Origin of the sequence: Vibrio navarrensis, assembly GCF_000764325.1 — a bacterium.
GTDB classification, from domain to species: domain Bacteria; phylum Pseudomonadota; class Gammaproteobacteria; order Enterobacterales; family Vibrionaceae; genus Vibrio; species Vibrio navarrensis.
The window spans coordinates 625,850-645,731 of sequence record NZ_JMCG01000001.1; the positions used below are offsets into that span (position 1 = coordinate 625,850).

At 48.5% G+C, this 19,882-nt stretch carries 16 protein-coding genes, 1 tRNA gene and 2 pseudogenes; 7 read left to right on the top strand and 12 right to left on the bottom strand.

What is annotated here, in order from left to right:
- Positions 1-39 precede the first annotated feature (39 nt).
- The 4 genes and pseudogenes from EA26_RS02820 to EA26_RS02835 all read right to left on the bottom strand — a co-directional run bounded on the left by EA26_RS02820 (position 40) and on the right by EA26_RS02835 (position 6,876).
- Positions 40-1,188, bottom strand: coding sequence for a mannitol-1-phosphate 5-dehydrogenase (locus EA26_RS02820; protein ID WP_039423681.1), 1,149 nt, complete (start codon positions 1,186-1,188; stop codon positions 40-42).
- Positions 1,189-1,299: 111 nt separating this feature from the next.
- Entirely contained in the window at positions 1,300-3,252 is a 1,953-nt protein-coding gene (locus EA26_RS02825; protein WP_039423682.1) for a PTS mannitol transporter subunit IICBA, read from the bottom strand.
- A gap of 500 nt (positions 3,253-3,752) precedes the next feature.
- Positions 3,753-4,834 (bottom strand): annotated as a pseudogene (locus EA26_RS02830) (TRAP transporter substrate-binding protein).
- A 278-nt stretch (positions 4,835-5,112) separates the two neighbouring features.
- Complete coding sequence (locus EA26_RS02835) at positions 5,113-6,876, bottom strand: bifunctional lysophospholipid acyltransferase family protein/GNAT family N-acetyltransferase (protein WP_039423684.1); 1,764 nt, start codon at positions 6,874-6,876, stop codon at positions 5,113-5,115.
- 392 nt (positions 6,877-7,268) lie between these two features.
- Here EA26_RS02835 and EA26_RS02845 point away from each other — a divergent pair, with 392 nt between their 5' ends.
- Positions 7,269-7,985 (top strand): SIMPL domain-containing protein, encoded by a 717-nt coding sequence (locus EA26_RS02845; RefSeq protein ID WP_039423689.1) that lies wholly within the window; start codon positions 7,269-7,271, stop codon positions 7,983-7,985.
- Between the two features lie 108 nt (positions 7,986-8,093).
- Positions 8,094-8,387 (top strand): annotated as a pseudogene (locus tag EA26_RS20210) (tyrosine-type recombinase/integrase); the annotation flags it as partial.
- A 38-nt stretch (positions 8,388-8,425) separates the two neighbouring features.
- Here EA26_RS20210 and EA26_RS02850 read toward each other — a convergent pair.
- The 7 genes from EA26_RS02850 to rpsU all read right to left on the bottom strand — a co-directional run bounded on the left by EA26_RS02850 (position 8,426) and on the right by rpsU (position 15,231).
- On the bottom strand, positions 8,426-9,832 hold the full coding sequence (locus tag EA26_RS02850) for a HipA domain-containing protein (RefSeq protein ID WP_039423692.1): 1,407 nt from the start codon (positions 9,830-9,832) through the stop codon (positions 8,426-8,428).
- The gene (locus tag EA26_RS02855) at positions 9,825-10,160 is read right to left on the bottom strand and encodes a helix-turn-helix domain-containing protein (protein WP_039423695.1); all 336 of its coding nucleotides are present in this window, start codon (positions 10,158-10,160) and stop codon (positions 9,825-9,827) included. The genes EA26_RS02850 and EA26_RS02855 overlap by 8 nt, the downstream gene beginning before the upstream one ends.
- Before the next feature lie 335 nt (positions 10,161-10,495).
- Positions 10,496-10,571, bottom strand: a tRNA-Ile gene (locus tag EA26_RS02860).
- A gap of 143 nt (positions 10,572-10,714) precedes the next feature.
- Positions 10,715-12,589 (bottom strand): RNA polymerase sigma factor RpoD, encoded by a 1,875-nt coding sequence (gene rpoD / locus EA26_RS02865; RefSeq protein WP_039423697.1) that lies wholly within the window; start codon positions 12,587-12,589, stop codon positions 10,715-10,717.
- Positions 12,590-12,688: 99 nt separating this feature from the next.
- Positions 12,689-14,455 carry a DNA primase gene (gene dnaG, locus EA26_RS02870; protein WP_039428727.1) on the bottom strand — a complete coding sequence of 589 codons (1,767 nt, stop codon included), beginning with the start codon at positions 14,453-14,455 and terminating at the stop codon, positions 12,689-12,691.
- Between the two features lie 86 nt (positions 14,456-14,541).
- Positions 14,542-14,985: a GatB/YqeY domain-containing protein gene (locus EA26_RS02875; RefSeq protein ID WP_039423701.1), complete on the bottom strand. Its 444-nt coding sequence runs from the start codon at positions 14,983-14,985 to the stop codon at positions 14,542-14,544.
- Positions 14,986-15,015: 30 nt separating this feature from the next.
- On the bottom strand, positions 15,016-15,231 hold the full coding sequence (gene rpsU, locus EA26_RS02880) for a 30S ribosomal protein S21 (RefSeq protein ID WP_001145625.1): 216 nt from the start codon (positions 15,229-15,231) through the stop codon (positions 15,016-15,018).
- 227 nt (positions 15,232-15,458) lie between these two features.
- On the opposite strand from rpsU, the gene tsaD reads away from it, so the two are divergent.
- Together tsaD and EA26_RS02890 are read left to right on the top strand one after the other, a co-directional pair.
- Complete coding sequence (gene tsaD / locus EA26_RS02885; protein ID WP_039423869.1) at positions 15,459-16,478, top strand: tRNA (adenosine(37)-N6)-threonylcarbamoyltransferase complex transferase subunit TsaD; 1,020 nt, start codon at positions 15,459-15,461, stop codon at positions 16,476-16,478.
- Positions 16,479-16,531: 53 nt separating this feature from the next.
- Entirely contained in the window at positions 16,532-17,347 is an 816-nt protein-coding gene (locus EA26_RS02890; protein WP_039423873.1) for an alpha/beta fold hydrolase, read from the top strand.
- Positions 17,348-17,411: 64 nt separating this feature from the next.
- Here EA26_RS02890 and plsY read toward each other — a convergent pair whose 3' ends face one another.
- The gene (plsY, locus tag EA26_RS02895) at positions 17,412-18,020 is read right to left on the bottom strand and encodes a glycerol-3-phosphate 1-O-acyltransferase PlsY (protein WP_039423876.1); all 609 of its coding nucleotides are present in this window, start codon (positions 18,018-18,020) and stop codon (positions 17,412-17,414) included.
- Positions 18,021-18,144: 124 nt separating this feature from the next.
- On the opposite strand from plsY, the gene folB reads away from it, so the two are divergent.
- Genes folB through EA26_RS02910 form a run of 3 tightly spaced genes read left to right on the top strand, consistent with a single transcriptional unit; the run spans position 18,145 to position 19,801 of the window.
- Entirely contained in the window at positions 18,145-18,504 is a 360-nt protein-coding gene (gene folB / locus EA26_RS02900; protein WP_039423879.1) for a bifunctional dihydroneopterin aldolase/7,8-dihydroneopterin epimerase, read from the top strand.
- Entirely contained in the window at positions 18,501-18,983 is a 483-nt protein-coding gene (gene folK, locus EA26_RS02905; protein ID WP_039423882.1) for a 2-amino-4-hydroxy-6-hydroxymethyldihydropteridine diphosphokinase, read from the top strand. Before folB ends, folK begins: the two co-directional genes overlap by 4 nt.
- A gap of 14 nt (positions 18,984-18,997) precedes the next feature.
- Positions 18,998-19,801, top strand: a complete 804-nt coding sequence (locus EA26_RS02910; RefSeq protein WP_039423885.1) for an undecaprenyl-diphosphate phosphatase — start codon at positions 18,998-19,000, stop codon at positions 19,799-19,801.
- The last annotated feature ends 81 nt before the right edge of the window (positions 19,802-19,882 follow it).

A 19,882-nucleotide genomic window follows, 5' to 3' on the forward strand; every position in this document is an offset into this window, starting at 1 on the left:
CGTTATTATAGTAGCGGGGAGCTAAGCTCCCCGAACAGATTAAAGTTGTAGGAAAATGGCTTCGATTTGCGCCACTTCCGCACTCTCTTCAGCGAGACCCGTGTAGTGACTTAAGGTCTTTTTCACCCCAAGCTCTCGCAGCGCGTTTTGCAATTCTTGTGCTTGCGGGTCGGTCTCATTTTGGTATTTGAGCGCAGCGGCAATCCCTTTCAGCAGGGTTTGGTTGTCGGTGCCGTACTCAATTGTACCCAGTAGTGGTTTGATTAATCTATCATTTTCGCCAAGCTTGCGGATTGGCTGACGCCCAACGCGATCCACTTCATCCACCAAATATGGGTTGGCAAAGCGGCCAAGAATTTTCTCGATGTAAGCATTGTGCATCTCGCGATCAAAGCCATAACGGCGGATCAGCACTTCACCACTCTCTTGCATCGCCTGTTTGACGTCTGCGTAGATTTCTTCATCCTCAATCGCTTCACGGATGGTACGGTGGCCTTTTAAGCAACCTAAGTACGCGGTGATGCAATGACCGGTGTTGAGAGTGAACAGTTTGCGCTCGACAAACGCCATCAGATTGTTGGTTTTCTCCATACCGGCAATATCAGGGATCTCGCCTTTAAACTGCTGCTCATCGACAATCCATTCGCTAAAACTCTCCACGGTGACTTCCAGTGGGTCATCGTTGGCTGCTTCAGCGGGCGGCACGATGCGGTCAACCGCTGAATCGACAAAGCCAATCAGCTCGTCGGCTTGAGAGTGAAGTTCGGGATTTAAATGTTTATACACTTCGCCTTTCAAGTGTGTGGTGCCGCGAACCATGTTTTCACACGCAATGATGTTCAGCGGTGCTTGGTTGCCAGCGGCAAACCGTTGTGCGATGCCTTTGGCAATCGTCTTAGCGATGATATCGAGCACGTTTGGCCCCACTGCGGTAGTGACCAAATCGGTTTTTACAATCTGCTCAATCACATCGTCACTGGCGGAGTTGACCGCAGTAACATGCGTCACAGTGTCGATTTGGCACTCACTGCCGACCACTTTCACTTTGTACTGCTGTTTGTGGCTGAGTTGATCGACCAAGGGAGCGTTGACGTCGGCAAAGGTGACCGCCACATCGGCATCGGCGAGCAGTTTGCCAATAAAACCACGACCAATGTTACCTGCGCCAAAATGAACTGCATTTTTCATATTCTTACCTACCAAAATTAAATCAATGAACGAGACGAAGATGAGGTCAACCGCATAGGGGGTGACAGCTGACCTCGGTTTGCTCAGGAGCAAAAAGGTTGACTCAGAGGCTTACGCGGCTTGTTGACCGCTCAAGATGTTGAGGATTTCTTCAACATCTTGCGTGCTGGTCAGCCTTTCAATTGCTTCTGGCTCGTCAAGTGCGTTGGTAATGGTGGTAATCACCTGAATGTGTTCATCGTTTTTCGCCGCGATGCCAATCACTAACTTAGCCACGTCGTCGGCATCATCGGTAAACTGGATGCCAGCTGGGTATTGGCAGATCACGATCCCGGTTTTCTTTACGCGATCTTTCGCTTCCACCGTACCGTGCGGTACGGCAATCGATTCGCCCAGATAAGTGGGCACCAGTGCTTCGCGTGCAAACATCGCATCAACGTATTCTGGCTCGGCGTAACCCAACTCAACCAACTTGTTCCCCGCAAAACGGATCGCTTCTTCTTTGTTGGTTGCTTTTAATCCGAGGTGGATGTTTTCACGTTGGATTTGAAAAACCGAAGGTTGCTGCGGGTTGTAATTGTCGTCGTTGGCCGCCACCAATGACACTTTCACCGCATTCTCATCGTTTGCCGCCGACGGCTTTTGCGCAGCGAGCAGTTTGGTCACCAGTTGGTTGTACATCTCGCCATCAAGGAAATTCACCAGTGAGATGTGGTAGGCGTTTGGTGCGTGCTTGCGTGCACGGTCAGTGAGATCTTTATGAGTAATCACGATATCGGCACTCTCGGTTAGGCTGTTGATAGCAAGGTTAGTGACGTGGATTGCCAGCCCTGCCTCTTGTACTTTCTTGCGTAGCATACTCGCGCCCATCGCGCTTGAGCCCATGCCCGCATCACAAGCGACGATGATGCTTTGTACTTTGGTCAGATCAACGTTGCCCTTGCTCTGATTGCTTGCACTCACTGCGCCTTTTGACGCCGACTTCATGTTTTTCATTTGTGAGGTTGCTTTGGCCAACGCCGCTTCATCACCTTCTTCTTCGCTTGAGGTCTGGGTTTTCATCAGCAGTGAAGCCACCGCGAAAGAAACCGTTGCCGCTGAAGCGATAGACGCAAGAACACCGACGATAGACGCTTTTTGTGTCATCAGCAGCACTGCGAAAATAGAACCCGGAGAAGCTGGAGAGACGATGCCTGCATCAAATACGGTAAGGACGAATACGCCAGTCATACCACCTGCGATTGCTGCGAGGATCAAACGTGGATTCATCAGAATGTATGGGAAGTAGATCTCATGAATACCACCGAAGAAGTGGATGATGGATGCGCCGCCTGCGGTTTGACGCGCGGTGCCTTTACCAAACACCATGTAAGCCAACAGAATGCCAAGACCTGGGCCAGGGTTTGCTTCAATCAAGAAGAAGATCGATTGACCCATTTCAGAGGCTTGCTGAATGCCCAGCGGTGAGAAAATACCGTGGTTGATTGCGTTGTTCAGGAAGAGAATTTTCGCAGGTTCAACAAAAATGGAGGTAAGAGGGAGCAGGTGTGCTGAAACTAGGAAGTTTACCCCTGCCGCCAAACCGCCAGAAAGGATTTTGACAAATGGGCCAATCAGGAAGAAAGCCAACATGGCACAAAGCATGCCGATGATGCCAGCGGAGAAGTTGTTGACCAACATCTCAAAGCCGCTTTTGATTTTTCCTTCGACTTTTTTATCAAAGGTTTTGATTGCCCAGCCGCCAAGTGGGCCAACCATCATTGCCCCCATAAACATGGGGATATCGGTACCGACGATGACACCCATGGTGGTGATGGCACCGACGACAGCGCCGCGATCGCCACCGACCAGTTTACCGCCAGTGTAACCGATCAGCAGTGGCAGTAAGTAGGTAATCATAGGGCCAACCATGGACGCTAAGGTCTCATTGGGTAGCCATCCGGTAGGAATGAAAAGTGCGGTAATAAAGCCCCAAGCGATGAATGCGCCTATGTTGGGCATGACCATGTTAGACAGAAAACGACCAAAATTTTGTATCTTGATCTTTGCATCTGGTGATATCATATGTGTTCCCCGTTTGATGTTCTGATGAATATTGTTGTAGTAAAACGGTTCGCCAAAACCGTCTGATTGCTTAATTCACAGTCAATTTACCACACATTCTCCAATTGGAACTGACAACGGGTTTTTCGTGATCAGTGCCTGATTTTTCCACCCAAGCAAACGTTTTTTAAGTGATGGCGATCAATTAATTGACATGTAACTTAATAACGAAAAGCTAATTCCTTATTTGTCAATAAAAATAGTAGTGATAAATATCCCATTTAATTAAATTATAAATAAAAATATTTTGTGACATTGATCACCTCTGATTTATTTCTATTCGTGAAATAAAATATTTAAGTGATATATGTCGCCTTTTGTTTTTTGTTGGTAAAAATAAAAATGTGATGCTTGTTGGATTTTGCTGTTTTTTGAAACTTTTTGACAAGAATTGAGCGGGCTTTTCAGTGGGAGGCGACACTGAAGAAGAACGCACAGTGCCGCCGACTTGTTGCTATGAGTTATTGAGTGTTGCTTTGCAAATAGGCTTGGGTGGAGATGTTGGTCCAAGCGCGAACTTTTTTCAGATACTGCTCTTGTGAGTCGATGATCTCTTTTGCCAACGGATCTTTGGCCGCTTCTTCTGCGAGCAACTCTTGGGTGGCAGTTCGCATCGCAGCGAGCACCTGCGGCGGAAAGTCGCGCACTTTAATGTCGGGATACTCGCTTTTCATCGTCGCCCAACTGCTGGCATTGGCATCCACCGCTTGGGTGTACATGTCAAACGCCGCGACACGAAACGCCGTTTCCAAGATAACTTGGAGATCCTTGGGTAATTTATCCCACGTTTTCTTATTGACTAAGAACTGGGTTTCTGAGCCCGGTTCATGCCAAGCGGTGTAATAGTAAGGGGCGATCTTTTGAAATCCCATGCGCAGATCAAACGCAGGCCCGACCCATTCCAGTGCATCTATGGTGCCGCGCTCAAGTGATGTATACAGCTCTCCGGGGGCAATATTGGTTGGTTTGGCGCCGACACGGGCCAGCACTTCGCCCGCAAAGCCCGGAATACGCATTTTCAGCCCTTACAAATCTTCCAGTGAGTTGATCTCTTTTTTAAACCAACCGCCCATTTGAATATCAGAATTGCCACCGGGAAAGGAGAGCAGATTGTGCGGTGCATACACTTTTTCCATCAGCTCCATACCGCCGCCGTGATAAACCACGCGTACTGCTCCATGGTGACCATGCCAAACGGCATTGAAGAAAAATAGAGGGTATTCGGCACTTTGCCTTTCCAATAGTAAGAGCTGGAATGGCCCAAATCGTATTGACCTGATTTCACCATATCAAACACGCCAAGCGGCGCTTTGTGTTTGTTGGCGGAATCAATGCGGATCTGCAAACGCCCGTTGGACATCTCTTGTGCCAGTTTGGCCATATTTTTCGACGCATCGCCTAAAATGGGCGTGTTTGGCCCCCAAGTTTCTGCGAGCTTGAGACGATAGACTTGATCGGTGGCAAAGGTGGAAAAGGAGAGCAGGGCGACCGACGCAATCAGCGCGCGTTTTAGTAGGGATTGGCAGGGTTTGTTGGCTGGCATGACTTCCTCGTTATCGATTGTTGTTTGCCAACAGAGTCAAAGCAGATCAATTTCTCGTCAACTGAGTTGCTAGTTAAAATCAGCGTATCGAATCGACTGAATGACTGCGTTTTGATGTTTTATTAATTGTTTTTTGAAGGGTTCTGTTTAATCAGTGGTGTAAAATTGCGATATATGTCTTCTCAGTAAGAGTAAAGTCGTGATTTTAAAACTGCCAAAGCAGTCACGGACCAGTTGCTCGTGACTGCTTGCGGTAGAGGTTAGTTGTTCAGGGCTGGTTATCTATCAAGGGCTTGATGGTGCTTGAGATACGCCTCGGCGCCGCTTACGGTCATGTATTTCGCCAGAGTCTTCTCTGGGACATCACGCAAGTCCACCACGATCAAACCATCCAGTGCGTTGTTAAACGCAGGATCGACATTAAAGCACACCAGTTTGCCATTGAGCCCTAAATATTGCCTCAACAGCACAGGTACGCTTTTCCCTTCATCGAGGCGGGCAATAACGCGCGACAACAGTTGCAAATCGCCGAGCGCCGTCAACATGCTGGTGTTCCAGCCGAGGTGCGCCTCGGGCAGCGGATTGAGTGGCTTCACATGTTCGGCATTGGCCGTGTCATAGTGGTGCAGCGTCATCGATTGAGCCAGTAACTGTCGCGCTGCGGGGCTGTAATCGTTGCTGATGCTCACCGGGCCGAACAGATGCGTGTACTGCGGATGCTGGTGGACAAAAGTGGCGATCCCTTTCCACAGCAAAAGCAGCGCGCTCATGCTGCGTTGGTATTCGGCGGTGATCACCGAGCGTCCCATTTCAATCGACTGACCAAGCTGGGAAAGAAAACGCTGATCGTATTCAAACAGAGTGCGCGAGTAGAGGCCGTCAATCCCCAGCTGCGCTTGCAGTTCGTCCACCAAGCCAAGGCGATAAGCGCCCACTAAGCATTGCTGTTCATCGTCCCACACAAACAGATGGTGGTAGTAGTGATCAAAATGGTCGATATCTATCGCGTTGCCCGTTCCTTCGCCGACCGCGCGAAAGTTAATTTCTCGCTGGCGGCCAATTTCATGCAGCAAAGAGGGGATTTGCGATGCTTTGGCACAATAGACGCTAAACTCCCCTTGTTTCAGCAGTTGTGCATCGCTTGGCAGCATGGCCAACTCGCGCAGCAGTATTGCTTTGTCGAGCGGCTGCGCAATCGGCTCTTGGCTCACTGGGTGACTATTGGCTGCTACTTGGCCGTTCCCTCTGTGGTCGAGTAAATAAGTGTTGAGGCGCAAATAACTGACCAACTGCTCATCATTGAGCGTGGTCACTTCTTTGTATTTGATTGCTTGGCCAATGGAGAGCTGGATCGGCTGGTTGTTTTTGTTCAGCAGTTCTCGCCCGAGCATCAGCGTGCGCAGCAAAGGGTGAATTTTGCCCGCCATATAAAAGCGCTGCGAGTTTTGCCCATTAATAAAAACGGGCACCGCGGTGGCTCTGTTCTTGCGGATCAAGGCACTGACAGAGCGGCTCCAGTCTTTATCTTCCACTCGGCGCTGTTTGCGGTCGACCAATTGCGACACTTCGCCCGCAGGGAAGACCAATAATAAGCCGCCCTGAGCAAGGTGTTTGTTGGCGTCGCGCAGTGCTTTCATATTGGATTTCATCGCATCTTTGCCTTCAAACACATCGACACCGATAAACAGCTTATCCAGCTCTGGCACAGTTTTGAGGTATTGATTGGCTAAGATCTGCACGTCGCTGCGAATGGTGAGCAGTAGCTCGGCCAAAATAACCCCTTCGACACACCCAAGCGGATGGTTCGCCACCACTACCGTCGGGCCGATTTTCGGCACTGAGTCCAATGACCCGCGCGCGATATGATAGTCGATACCCAGCACTTGCAAGGTATAGCGCAGGAAAGCAGGGGTGTTGCAGCCCACTGGGCGCTGCATATAAAACTTATCCAGTTTGCTCAAACCGGTCATCCACTCCGCGACATTTTCGCCGATGCCAAATGGGGTCTTACGTGGGAGACGGAAAGGACTGCTTGTTGTCATAGTCACCTCTAGACAGTATTGCTAAAGGCATGCTAAGGCGGTTTTGTGACAGGTACGCTGCACAATGATGAGGCTTTAGTGACGCGCGCGTGACAGTTCAGTGAAGGGTGTTTTAAGTTCAATGCAACAATGATTAATTTAATTGATACAAATAATCTATTGCTCACAAAATATACTAATTTTGCATCAAATCCTAAGTTTGGGTGTTAAGTTGCAAATGCGGGATAAAAAATAACGCATAAGTCAATAAACCTTTGTTTTGCTGCTCTGGAAAAACGGGAATCGATATCGGTTCCCGTTTCTTTTTCTTCTTCACGGCGTTTCTTAGCCTTGAAGCAATAAATACGCTATGTTTTAGCCAGTTATTCACTTTCTCCATTAAGGACAGAACAATGAAAGAGCTCAATAGTAGGGCCGCGCTGATTTTGGGTATTTCCCTGATGCTAGGCTTGGGATTGCTCGGCTATTTTTTACAGCAGACTGCGATTCAGTTTAAAGCGTATGAGCGTGTGGTGACGGTCAAAGGCTTATCGGAGCGAGAATATCCGGCAGACACCGTTATCTGGCCGATCCAGTTCACCGTCGCTGACAACGATGTGCAGAAACTGTTTACTCGGGTCGAGAGCCAAACTGCCATCATTGAAACGTTCCTCAAAGAAGCGGGGATTGACGAAAACGTCACGCTTGCAGCGCCAGCGGTGATCGACAAAAAAGCGCAACAATATGGCGGTGAAATGGAGCCGCAATACCGCTATCTGGCGACACAGACGATCACTGTGTTCAGCACCCAAGTGGACGTCGTGCGCCAAGCCATCAGCCAAATTGGCCGTTTGGGTAAGCAAGGCATCGTCTTCAACCAAGATCCTTACTACAACTCTGTGGTATACAGCTTTACGAAACTTAATGATGTCAAACCCGACATGATTGAAGAAGCCACTAAAAACGCCCGTGAAGTGGCCGAAAAGTTTGCCAAAGATTCGCATAGTACCCTTGGCAAAATTCGCAATGCTTCCCAAGGTCAGTTCACCATTTATGAGCGCGATAGCAATACACCACATATTAAAATCGTCCGTGTAGTTTCGACGGTGCAGTACTATTTGTCGGATTGAGCAATGCAAAAATGCAAAAGGGCAGATTCATTCTGCCCTTTTGTTACCTATCGGTTACCCAATACGCGGGTTAATCGCCGGACAACTATTCGCTGGCGCTGGAAATATCAACGACGATTTCAACAACCGAAGAACCCCTATATCTTTGCCGGAGATGCACCCGGCAGACCTATCGCTCATCCGAAGAAGGCATTCGCCCGAATCAAGAAAGCTGCCGGGATTACAGACAACTTCCGAATTCATGATTTGAGGCACAGCTTCGCATCGATCCTCATAAACAGCGGAAATGCCACGCTCTATGATGTTCAGCATTTATTAGGGCATCAATCGCCGCAAACCAGTATTAGAGATGCTCATTTGGCTTCGAGTAGGTTGAGAGAAGTAAGTGCGAATGTGGAATAGCTTATATAACTTGCTAACGAGTGCCCCTGCATTTGCCATTAAAGAAGCTCACTCATTTCTGGTACACTCTCGGCCTGACTTAGTAAATGTTCACACTCTGTTTGGATGAGTGACACACATAGCTCTATGTGTTCACGTTCCCCATCGTCGATTCCTTGAGCTTCGGTAAGGTCAATCGCTTCCTTCAGAGCATTTTTTATAGCATCAACGGTTTCTACCATTATGGAAGCCATTTTGGTGCCTGAATAACTCAGCAGAGCGCCGAATTCAGCTAAATCATAGCTGGTGATAGGGCGTTTGAAGTTACCTTTCGGCGGATTTTGAAAGTCTTCACTTTCCCAATCTCCAATCGACATTGCAAAATATTGAGGGATGCTGGCGGCACGGCCCTCATCAGCAGACAATTTACCGCTTCGTGAGTTGCGTTTTGCTCCCTCTTGAGCGATTGCTTCTATGTTTACTAAATCATAAAAAGGGGTCAGTTCCAGACCTTTAGGGGTGACGAAGAAGCTAATATTTTTACCATGGGCATCGTAGTTTAGTGTTGCTAGATTAAAGAGCATCCATTGGGTAAGCTTTAGATTGGTGATTACCGTGTCTATGGTTTTGACGCACAGTAGGCGTGGGAAAGAAACGCCATCACGCATATATACGCCATCGCCTTCATCCCCATTCTGACGCTCGTATTTGTAACCTGGAGGTAAGTCAGTTGCCTGACAGCCATCAATCACATGTCTTCGTTGAACGACATCACGAGCCTCGATATAGGCACGATCGAACCGCTCTATTATCAGTGTCCTAGTCTTCCCAATGCGGGTTAACTCAACATTAGCGACGTCCAAACCTGCTAGCTTGGCTAATGTCATGCAAAAGAACTCATTAACAGCAATACACGGTGCTCTACCGCTTTCAAACTTCAGAATGTAGTTCGAACTTAATTTGCCTTCACCAAACCCCCATTCATCACCGCGCTTAAGTAAGTTTAATTTGTTTTGCACACCAGCAACCGAAAGGCGAACCTTACCGTCCCAATAAACTAATGGCGCTAGATTTCGCTCTAGTCGTTCTATTAGTTCATCATCAGGTACAGATCTAAAACTGGTTTCCCCAGGTTCTGAGTCTGGAACTCGAAAAGACAATGCGCCAGATGTTTCCGCACCAAGCTTACGAATCAGCCCGAACGTGTTGCTTTTGGAGATAGTGGTGTTTTGTATCATCTCCTCAAAGGCTTCTCCTTCAGGAAGGAGATTTCTGAGATAGTTCTCGATACTACGTGGCGAAGCCTGACCATCGAAAGGGATGTGGGGAGAAATCGGGAAACCCGTGTGTTTCCATTCATCTTCATAGATGAATGAGAACTCTGTTTCTGTTCCGACAGGAAGAATCAAACGACCAATTTTGGTATTCGTACCGATAAACACGTCTAACTGTTGTAACTTACTCATACCAACCGTCCTCACTGCTTCTCACGCTGTTTTCAGCTTGGGAGGTTATTTGGCTATGTGGACGAACAAATAGGTTTAAGTCGATAAGGCGTAACGATAGCCCTAAGATATCCATGAGGACGAGTACATTGGCAAAGGTGACACTGGTATCGCCTTTTTCTACCTTCATTACTGTTCTACGAGATAAGTTGGCTTTTAAAGCGAGATCATCAATACGCCAGCCTCTATCGGTGCGCTTTGAGCGAATGGCGCTCCCCAGCGTTTCCATACTGAACTCGGTATTCAAATCAGGCATAGGTTGTGCCTTTACCATCTTACCTTTTTTCATAAGTGTCTTTTAATGTACTTTTGTCACTATTGGGTTCGTCTTAATATATAAGTTCACTATAGCTCACTTTTGTAGTGACTGTATAAGAAATTATCTATAAGTGCAATTTAAGTTACTTATGACTGGTTTGCGAGTTAAATACCTCTCTTTGTTCTCTATGAGAGAGTTTTATCAGCCAGAAGGACACATTTGGCAACAGCGTAGTATTCGGATTAGTATTGGAAGAAGGCAGAGAAGAGTGCGTGATCGGGGCTTACCTGACCCATTACCTGACCCAAAATCGTTAGGTACAAAAAAAGGTTAGTAAACACTACGCTTACTAACCTTCTGAAATATGGTGGCCCCTCGCAGACTTGAACTGCGGACCAATCGATTATGAGTCGACTGCTCTAACCACTGAGCTAAGGGGCCAAATAAGAGCCAAGATTATAGGAGAACTAGGGCAGGGTGTCTAGATGTTACGACGGCTAATTGCGCTTAGTTTTTATTCACTTAGCACAACAAATAACAAAAAAGGTGAGCCGAGGCTCACCTTTTGTCTGAAACACGCCTTGTTATTCGTCTAAGAAGCTGCGCAGGGTTTCTGAGCGGCTTGGGTGACGCAGTTTACGTAGTGCTTTTGCTTCGATCTGACGGATACGCTCACGCGTTACATCGAACTGTTTGCCCACTTCTTCTAGAGTGTGGTCGGTGTTCATGTCGATACCAAAGCGCATACGCAGTACTTTTGCTTCACGAGGCGTTAGGCCAGCAAGAACTTCTTTGGTTGCTGCTTTTAGGCTGGTGGCCGTTGCAGAATCCAGAGGAAGCTCTAGAGTGGTATCCTCGATGAAATCGCCTAGATGAGAATCTTCGTCGTCACCAATAGGTGTCTCCATGGAGATTGGCTCTTTGGCAATTTTCAGTACTTTACGGATCTTGTCTTCTGGCATCTGCATGCGCTCAGCCAGTTCTTCCGGTAGTGGCTCACGGCCCATCTCTTGTAGCATTTGACGCGAGATACGGTTGAGTTTGTTGATCGTTTCGATCATGTGCACCGGAATACGGATTGTACGGGCTTGGTCTGCGATAGAGCGAGTGATCGCCTGACGAATCCACCATGTGGCGTATGTTGAGAACTTGTAGCCGCGGCGGTATTCAAACTTATCTACCGCTTTCATCAGACCAATGTTGCCTTCCTGAATGAGATCGAGGAATTGCAGACCACGGTTGGTGTATTTCTTCGCGATAGAAATAACCAGACGTAAGTTCGCTTCCACCATCTCTTTCTTCGCCCGGCGTGCTTTCGCTTCACCGATAGACATACGACGGCTGATGTCTTTGATGTTGTTAACAGACAAAGAGGTTTCTTCTTCAATAGCTTTCAGCTTGGCGATTGAACGGCGAATGTCTTCTTCGTTTTGGCGGATTTTTTCTGCGTATGGTTTGTCAGATGCGAGGATCTGATCCAGCCATGCGTCGTTGGACTCGTTGCCAGTAAACAGAGCGATGAACGACTTTTTCGGCATCTTGGCGATTTCGACCGCAGATTTCATGATCAAACGTTCTTGGGTACGAACGCGATCCATTGCTGTGCGAAGTTCATTAACCAGATGGTCAAACTGTTTTGGCGTGAGACGGAACTCTTTGAATACTTCCAACATCACTTCATGAGCTTGAGCGACCTGAGCGCTTTCGTAGCCGTGCTCGTTAATAGCAAGCTGAACGTTCTGGTAGCTGTTGCGCAGTTGGGTGAATTTCTCAAGTGCCACTTCAGGATCGATGCCGATATCTTCATCAGAATCTGAGCTTGAATCGTCGCCGTCTTCATCCTCGTCTTCATCGTCGTCCATGTCGTTGCTGTCTTCATCTTCCAGATCCGCCTCGGTCAGCTCAGAGCCGATGTGTGTTGCGGTTGGCGCTGCGGTTTCGTCAGCGTTAGGATCGACAAAGCCACTGATAAGGTCGGTCAGACGAAGCTCTTCTGCCTGCACTTTATCAAATTGCTCAAGGATGTAAGGAATGGTACCTGGGTATTCGGCAACCGAAGATTGTACTTGGTTAATACCATCTTCAATACGTTTAGCGATATCAATTTCGCCTTCGCGTGTTAGTAGTTCTACCGTGCCCATTTCGCGCATGTACATACGCACGGGATCCGTGGTACGGCCAATTTCGCTTTCTACACTCGAAAGTGCTGCCGCTGCCGCTTCGGCTGCGTCTTCATCGGTAATGTTTGTTTCATCACTCAGTGACAGGTCATCAGCATCAGGAGCAGTTTCTACTACTTTGATGCCCATGTCGTTGATCATCTGAATGATATCTTCCACCTGCTCGGAATCGACGATCTCAGCAGGTAGGTGGTCATTTACTTCGGCGTAGGTCAGATAGCCTTGCTCTTTGCCACGAATGACAAGTAGTTTTAGCTGTGACTGCGGATTATGATCCATAGACGGTATCCAACTTCGTAATCTGGTGAAGGAATTAGTATGCGAAATGCAAACCACTAACTATAGCAAATAAAATCGTTGCTGACTAATTAAACAGGGTTACGCTTTTAAATCTAGCATTAGTGCTAGCAGCTCCCTTCTTTCATCGGCTGATAAGCCGATACTTCTATCTTTTGCCTGCAGGTTTTCAATTTGCTTTTCGACGCACTGGGCAAGAATTTTATCCAGTGAATCCAAAAATATATCTTCTTCATTATCTTCAACGAGGGGGATTTCCCAGCTCGCAAGACGAGACAGAAGGGTCTCATTCTGGCTACCACGCCAGCTTTCTAACAATTGGCCCGTAGTGATATTGGGACGTGCTTGACATTTTTCAAGCACTTCTATCAATAAACTTAAGCCGGGTATGGTTAAGTGAGCGACTGAGCTCAGATCAGGCACCAACTGGGCAAAATCTGGGCGCTGGATTAACAAGGCGATGACTTCACGCATCGGGGTTCGCTTCAGCTCTCGGTGAGGCTGAGGCTTTTGTTCGCTTTGAGCTTGGCGTGCAATGAGTTGCTGCAACTGACGCTCATCAACCAAACCAAGTCGACGTCCCAACAATTCTCTCAAGTATAGACGTAAAGTTCCGCCTGGCACCTTATCAATTAATGGAACAGCGAGTGTACTGAGTTTTGCCATGCCCTCTTTGCTGCTCATGTCCACCTGTTGAGCAAGGGAGCTAAACATAAACTCGGACAATGGCGTGGCGCTGGCAACTTGTCGCTCGAACTCTGCTTTACCAAATTGGCGAATATAAGAATCCGGGTCTTCGCCATCCGGTAGAAACATGAACTTAAGTTGGCGCCCATCGGTCAGGTACGGCAGGGCGTTTTCCATTGCGCGCCAAGCCGCTTCTCTGCCTGCGCGGTCTCCATCATAGCAACACACCACGGTGCTGGTTTGTCTGAACAACACTTGCAAGTGATCGCCAGTGGTGGAGGTGCCAAGGGACGCGACGGAATAATCTACGCCATATTGCGCCAAGGCGACAACATCCATATAGCCTTCGACCACCAAAATTTGTGGTGGCTCGCGATAGGCTTGCAACACTTCATACAGGCCGTAGAGTTCTTTGCCTTTGTGGAAAATCGGTGTTTCGGGCGAGTTGAGGTACTTTGGCGTACCTTCGCCAATCACTCGCCCACCAAAACCAATGACTCGACCACGGCGATCGCGGATGGGGAACATCACTCGGCCGCGAAAACGGTCGTAGCGATTGCCTTTGTCATTTTCGATCAACATGCCGCCTGAGACCAACATCTCTTGAGCTTCATTGTGTTGGCCGAAGTTTCTGCGCACCAAATCCCACTCATCGGCGATGTAACCGATGCCAAACTTCTGCACTATTTCGCCCGAGAGGCCACGATTTTTCAGATAATCAATCGCTACTTTGCCCGTAGGCTGTTTGAGTTGGTCACGATAAAACTGTGCGATGCTCGCCATCAAGTCATACAAGCTGCGTTTTTCGCTGCTGCTGGCTTGAGGGGCTTGGCTAAAGCGTCCACTACCTTGAGCGCGCTGCTCTCTCGGCACATCTAAACCGAGATAAGAGGCGAGTTCTTCAATGGCTTCAACAAATTCGAGTCGCTCATATTCCATCATGAAGTCGATGGCATTACCGTGCGCACCGCAGCCGAAGCAGTGGTAAAACTGCTTTTCCTGACTGACGCTGAACGAGGGGGTTTTCTCGTTGTGGAAAGGGCAGCAAGCACCGTAGTTCTTGCCTTTTTTCTTAAGTTTTACCCGTGCGTCAATAATATCGACGATATCTAGTCGAGCTAGGAGGTCATCAATAAAACTACGAGGGATGTGTCCTGCCATAAAACCTAATAAAAAAGAGAAGAGTAGATACAAACAAGCCGTGCGCTCCAAAGGATAGCACGGCTTGCTGCAAACAGGTGCGGGTATTAAGCCAGTTTAGCGCGAACTAAACCGCTCACTTTACCCATATCTGCACGACCTTGAATTTGCGGCTTGAGCACAGCCATTACTTTGCTCATGTCTTGCATGCCAGCAGCGCCAGATTCAATAACGGCGGCTTCAACAAGCGCGGTTACTTCTTCTTCGCTAAGCGGTTGTGGCATGAAGTCTTCAAGCACAGTAATTTCTGCTTTCTCCGCATCGGCCAAGTCTTGACGACCTGCCGCTTCAAACTGCGATACAGAGTCGCGACGTTGTTTAACCATTTTGGTCAGCACAGCGAGAATGTCGTCGTCGCTCAGAGTGATCTGCTCGTCAACTTCACGTTGCTTAATGGCTGATAAGGCTAAACGGATTGTGCCAAGGCGCTGTTTGTCCTTGGCTTTCATCGCTAATTTTTGCTCTTCTTTGAGAGTGTCAATCAGAGCCATAACTAAATTCCTTAACCAGGAGCTCAGTTATTAGTACAGGCGAACGCGACGAGCGTTTTCGCGAGCTAGCTTCTTAGCGTGACGCTTTTGAGCTGCTGCTTTAGCGCGTTTGCGAACTGTAGTTGGTTTTTCGTAGTGCTCACGACGACGCACTTCAGAAAGGATACCTGCTTTTTCGCAAGAGCGCTTGAAACGACGTAGAGCAACGTCGAACGGTTCGTTTTCACGTACTTTAACTACTGGCATATGCCTTTCACCTCAGGGGTTATTCGTTAGCGCTGGTAATAAACAGACAAATCACTAGCGATTGGTCTCTAACCAGCTTGATCAAAAATGGTGCGGAATTTTAATCCGATCACAATGGCTTTGTAAAGCCTTTTGTCGACTATTGTCTGTACAAAATTTGTTTGTCAGAGTCCAGCGAGGTAATATGTCGCCAATTTTCAATTAGCACTAAGCATACCGAGAACACTATGCGCATTATCGGCATTGAAACCTCCTGTGACGAAACAGGCATCGCCATTTATGACGATGAGAAAGGCTTGCTAGCCCACCAACTTTATAGCCAGATTAAACTGCACGCCGATTACGGCGGTGTGGTGCCTGAGCTGGCTTCACGTGACCACGTAAAAAAAACCATTCCGCTGATCAAAGAAGCGCTCAAAGAAGCCAATCTGAGCGCAAAAGAGATTGATGGTGTGGCGTACACCGCTGGCCCAGGGCTGGTTGGTGCACTATTGGTTGGCGCGACGATTGGACGCAGTTTGGCGTACGCTTGGGGCGTGCCAGCCGTGCCCGTGCATCACATGGAAGGCCATTTACTTGCGCCTATGTTGGAAGAGAATCCACCGCCGTTTCCGTTTGTTGCGGTGCTGGTCTCTGGTGGCCATTCGATGATGGTGGAAGTCAAAGGCATCGGTGAGTACAAAATCTTAGGCGAATCGATCGATGATGCAGCAGGTGAAGCATTCGATAAAACCGCCAAGCTGATGGGACTGGACTATCCAGGAGGACCGCTATTGTCCAAGTTGGCGGAAAAAGGCACTCCAGGGCGATTTAAGTTTCCCCGCCCTATGACTGATCGCCCAGGGTTAGACATGAGTTTTTCAGGTCTGAAAACGTTCACCGCCAATACCATTGCAGCCAACGGTGATGATGAGCAGACTCGTGCCGATATCGCCTTAGCGTTTGAAGAGGCGGTGTGTGAAACCTTGGCGATAAAATGCAAGCGTGCTCTCGAGCAAACTGGCATGAAGCGTATTGTGATTGCGGGCGGGGTGAGTGCCAACAAACGCTTACGCGCCGAGTTAGCGAAATTGGCGAAGAAAGTGGGCGGTGAGGTCTATTACCCGCGCACCGAATTTTGCACCGACAACGGAGCGATGATTGCTTACGCCGGTATGCAACGTTTGAAGAACAATGAAGTGTCAGATTTAGCCGTTGAGGCGCGTCCGCGCTGGCCGATTGATACGCTGACGGCAATTGAACAATAACAGAGACAAGCGGTCGCCAAGGCGGCCGTTTTTATCAGTCAAAAGGGTAAGAAATGAAGACATTCGAGATTGATGGTCAGCAGATGGCGTATCAGGATGTGGGCCAAGGCCCTGTTTTGCTGTTTGGTCATAGTTATTTGTGGGACAGCGCAATGTGGGCGCCACAAGTTGAATGGCTAAGCCAATCCTATCGCTGCATCGTTCCTGAACTGTGGGCGCACGGGCAATCACAGGCGGCGCCAGCGAACTGCCATTCATTGGGTGATTACGCGCGTCATGTCCTGGCCTTGATGGACCATTTAGCCATTGAGCAGTTTTCTGTTGTTGGCTTATCCGTCGGCGGCATGTGGGGGGCGGAGTTAGTCTCGCAGGCACCTGCGCGGGTGAAGTCTTTGGTACTGATGGATACCTTTATTGGTCTGGAACCTGAAGTGACGCATAAAAAATATTTCGCCATGTTAGACGCTATTAGCCAAAGCCAACTGGTGCCACCACCAATAGTTGAAGCGGTGGTGCCGCTGTTTTTCGCCAACGATGTGAAAGAAAAAAAACCTCAGTTGGTTGATGATTTTACACAAAAACTTGCCTCTCTTTCCGGGGAACAAGCGGTGCAAGTGGCGAGAGTGGGACGCATGGTGTTTGGTCGCCGAGATGTGATTGAAGATGCCGAGAACTTTGCCTTGCCGACGCTTATTGCCGTCGGTAGAGAAGATAAGCCGCGTCCGGTGTTCGAGTCCTATCTGATGCAAGATGTGATCACGGCCAGCCAATTAATCGAGATCCCTAATGCAGGCCACATTAGCAATCTGGAGCAGCCGGAGTTTGTTAACCGTATGCTGAGCGATTTTTTTGCGCAGGTTTATGCCTAAATGTGTCAAAAGCAGCGGGCTGATGTTGAGGCCGCTGCTTTAAATCGTTGTTGAGTATCCGTGATTAAGGTTTGGGGAAAGGCAATTTCTTTTCGCCGATTTTCGGTTCTTCGCCAGTAAAAAGGCGGCGGATATTTTGGTGATGGCGCAGCACAATCAAGCAGCACAGCATACCGACAGGCAAGGTATACTGAGGTTTGATCATCCACGTATAAAAGGGTGCAAGCAGTACAGTAATGAGCGCGGCCAGTGAAGAATAGCGAAACAGCAATGCCACCGTCAGCCAAGTGGCCATGATCATCGCGGTCAAATCAAGGCCGATGGGCGCGATCGCGCCAAGTGCGGTGGCCACACCTTTACCACCCTGAAAATGAAAGAAAATTGGGTACATATGGCCTAAACACGCCGCAATGGCAATCACGCCAAGTAAGATGGGGTCGATACCGAAATAGTAACCGCTCCACACCGGAATGGTGCCTTTGAGCATGTCACAGAGCAAAACAGCGGCCGCGGTGCCTTTTCCGCCAATGCGCAGTACATTGGTCGCGCCAGGGTTATTGGAACCCACACCTCGTGGATCAGGCAATCTCAGCACACGACAAATCAACACCGCGCTGGATATTGATCCCAGCAGGTAGGCGATGATGGTCATTGTCACTGCCAGTGCGTCCATGTGAGTACCTAAATATTTGGAAATTAATGCTCATTTTTCGCGTAGTTGCTATCATAGCGCGATTGCGAAAATAATACGATGAATTTACCCCAAACGGGTATCCGACCTCTAATAAGGACAAAACATGGCGCTGGACAAAGTGTTTATTGAACAGTTGGAAGTGATCACCACAATCGGTGTATACGACTGGGAGCAGGAGATCAAACAGAAGCTGGCACTGGATATCGAGATGGCCCACGACAATCGCCCTGCTGGCAAAAGCGACGATGTGTGCGACGCGCTCGATTATGCCCAAGTGAGTGAGGCCGTGCTGACACATATCGAAGGTGGCCGTTTTCTGTTGGTCGAACGTGTCGCCGAGGAAGTGGCTGAGTTGATCATGAGCCGTTTTAACGTCCCTTGGATTCGTATCCGTCTGGCCAAGCCCGGAGCCGTGCCACAGGCACGCGCGGTGGGCGTTGTCATTGAACGAGGTCAGGCATGAACACCGCGTATATCGGCGTGGGTAGCAATCTAGAGCGAGAGAAACACGCCCGCGCAGCTTGGCAAGAGTTGGCGGCATTGGGCAGTGATTTACGCGCTTCGCCGATATACGAATGTGCTGCGGTCGGCTTTGATAGCCATCCTTTTTTTAACTTTGTTATTCAGCTCAATACTGACCTCGCACTGCCGGAGTTTGTCGCACGTTTGCGCGCGATCGAACATAAGTGGGGTCGAGATACGAATGCGCAAAAATTTCAAGATCGCACCTTAGATCTCGATATTGTGTTGTTTGGTGACTGCATTTGCGCGCAAAATCCGCAGTTGCCTCGCAGCGATATTTTTAAATACCCTTTTGTCATTCAACCTTTGTATGATTTGCAACCGGAGTTGACCATTCCGGGTGATGGTCGAACCGTCGAGCAAATTTGGCGCAATGCAAAGGAGCTCGACTCTTTGCAAAAAATTGATTTTTCATTATAAAAACCGAGTAAACCATGAGTTATTTTGAAGCGTTTGTGTTGGCTTTGATCCAAGGCCTAACGGAGTTTTTGCCGATTTCCAGTTCGGCGCATTTAATTTTGCCCTCGGCGATTTTTGGCTGGGCAGATCAAGGATTGGCTTTCGATGTCGCTGTGCATGTAGGGACGTTGGCCGCAGTGGTCATCTACTTCCGCCATGAAGTGATCACGCTGTTTTCGGCTTTGTTCGCCTCCGTTTTTAAAGGGGATCGCAGTAAAGAAGCGAAGTTGGCGTGGATGATCGTGCTGGCGACCATTCCTGCCTGTATTTTTGGCTTATTGATGAAAGATGTGGTTGAGGTTTACTTACGCAGCGCTTATGTGATCGCAACCACGACCATCATCTTCGGCTTGTTGCTGTGGTGGGTTGATAAGAATGCCACGCTGCTCAATGATGAGTATCAAGCGGGCTGGAAAAAAGCGCTCTTTATCGGCCTTGCTCAAGCGGTGGCCATTATCCCTGGTACTTCTCGCTCAGGAGCCACCATTACCGCAGCGCTTTATCTGGGTTTTACCCGTGAGGCGGCAGCGCGTTTCTCTTTCTTAATGTCGATCCCAATCATTACCTTGGCGGGTTCTTACCTTGGTTTGAAACTTGTCACTAGCGGTGAGCCAGTGCATGTTGGTTTCTTGCTGACCGGGATTATCACCTCATTTGTCAGTGCTTATTTGTGTATTCATCTTTTTTTGAAGATGATCTCACGTATGGGCATGATGCCGTTTGTGATTTATCGTCTGATTCTGGGCGTCGGTTTGTTTGCCTACCTGCTCTACGCTTAAGTGCTTAACTCGCTCAGCTCATTTTAAAAAGGCCCGCGGGTTGTGATCCGCGGGCCTTTTTTGCTCTATGGCTGAGCGTGT

Coding starts and splice junctions, on each gene's coding strand:
- EA26_RS02820 (WP_039423681.1), bottom strand. CDS start 1,188: ATGAAAAATGCAGTTCATTTTGGCGCAGGTAACATTGGTCGTGGTTTT.
- EA26_RS02825 (WP_039423682.1), bottom strand. CDS start 3,252: ATGATATCACCAGATGCAAAGATCAAGATACAAAATTTTGGTCGTTTT.
- EA26_RS02835 (WP_039423684.1), bottom strand. CDS start 6,876: ATGACAACAAGCAGTCCTTTCCGTCTCCCACGTAAGACCCCATTTGGC.
- EA26_RS02845 (WP_039423689.1), top strand. CDS start 7,269: ATGAAAGAGCTCAATAGTAGGGCCGCGCTGATTTTGGGTATTTCCCTG.
- EA26_RS02850 (WP_039423692.1), bottom strand. CDS start 9,832: ATGAGTAAGTTACAACAGTTAGACGTGTTTATCGGTACGAATACCAAA.
- EA26_RS02855 (WP_039423695.1), bottom strand. CDS start 10,160: ATGAAAAAAGGTAAGATGGTAAAGGCACAACCTATGCCTGATTTGAAT.
- rpoD (WP_039423697.1), bottom strand. CDS start 12,589: ATGGATCATAATCCGCAGTCACAGCTAAAACTACTTGTCATTCGTGGC.
- dnaG (WP_039428727.1), bottom strand. CDS start 14,455: ATGGCAGGACACATCCCTCGTAGTTTTATTGATGACCTCCTAGCTCGA.
- EA26_RS02875 (WP_039423701.1), bottom strand. CDS start 14,985: ATGGCTCTGATTGACACTCTCAAAGAAGAGCAAAAATTAGCGATGAAA.
- rpsU (WP_001145625.1), bottom strand. CDS start 15,231: ATGCCAGTAGTTAAAGTACGTGAAAACGAACCGTTCGACGTTGCTCTA.
- tsaD (WP_039423869.1), top strand. CDS start 15,459: ATGCGCATTATCGGCATTGAAACCTCCTGTGACGAAACAGGCATCGCC.
- EA26_RS02890 (WP_039423873.1), top strand. CDS start 16,532: ATGAAGACATTCGAGATTGATGGTCAGCAGATGGCGTATCAGGATGTG.
- plsY (WP_039423876.1), bottom strand. CDS start 18,020: ATGGACGCACTGGCAGTGACAATGACCATCATCGCCTACCTGCTGGGA.
- folB (WP_039423879.1), top strand. CDS start 18,145: ATGGCGCTGGACAAAGTGTTTATTGAACAGTTGGAAGTGATCACCACA.
- folK (WP_039423882.1), top strand. CDS start 18,501: ATGAACACCGCGTATATCGGCGTGGGTAGCAATCTAGAGCGAGAGAAA.
- EA26_RS02910 (WP_039423885.1), top strand. CDS start 18,998: ATGAGTTATTTTGAAGCGTTTGTGTTGGCTTTGATCCAAGGCCTAACG.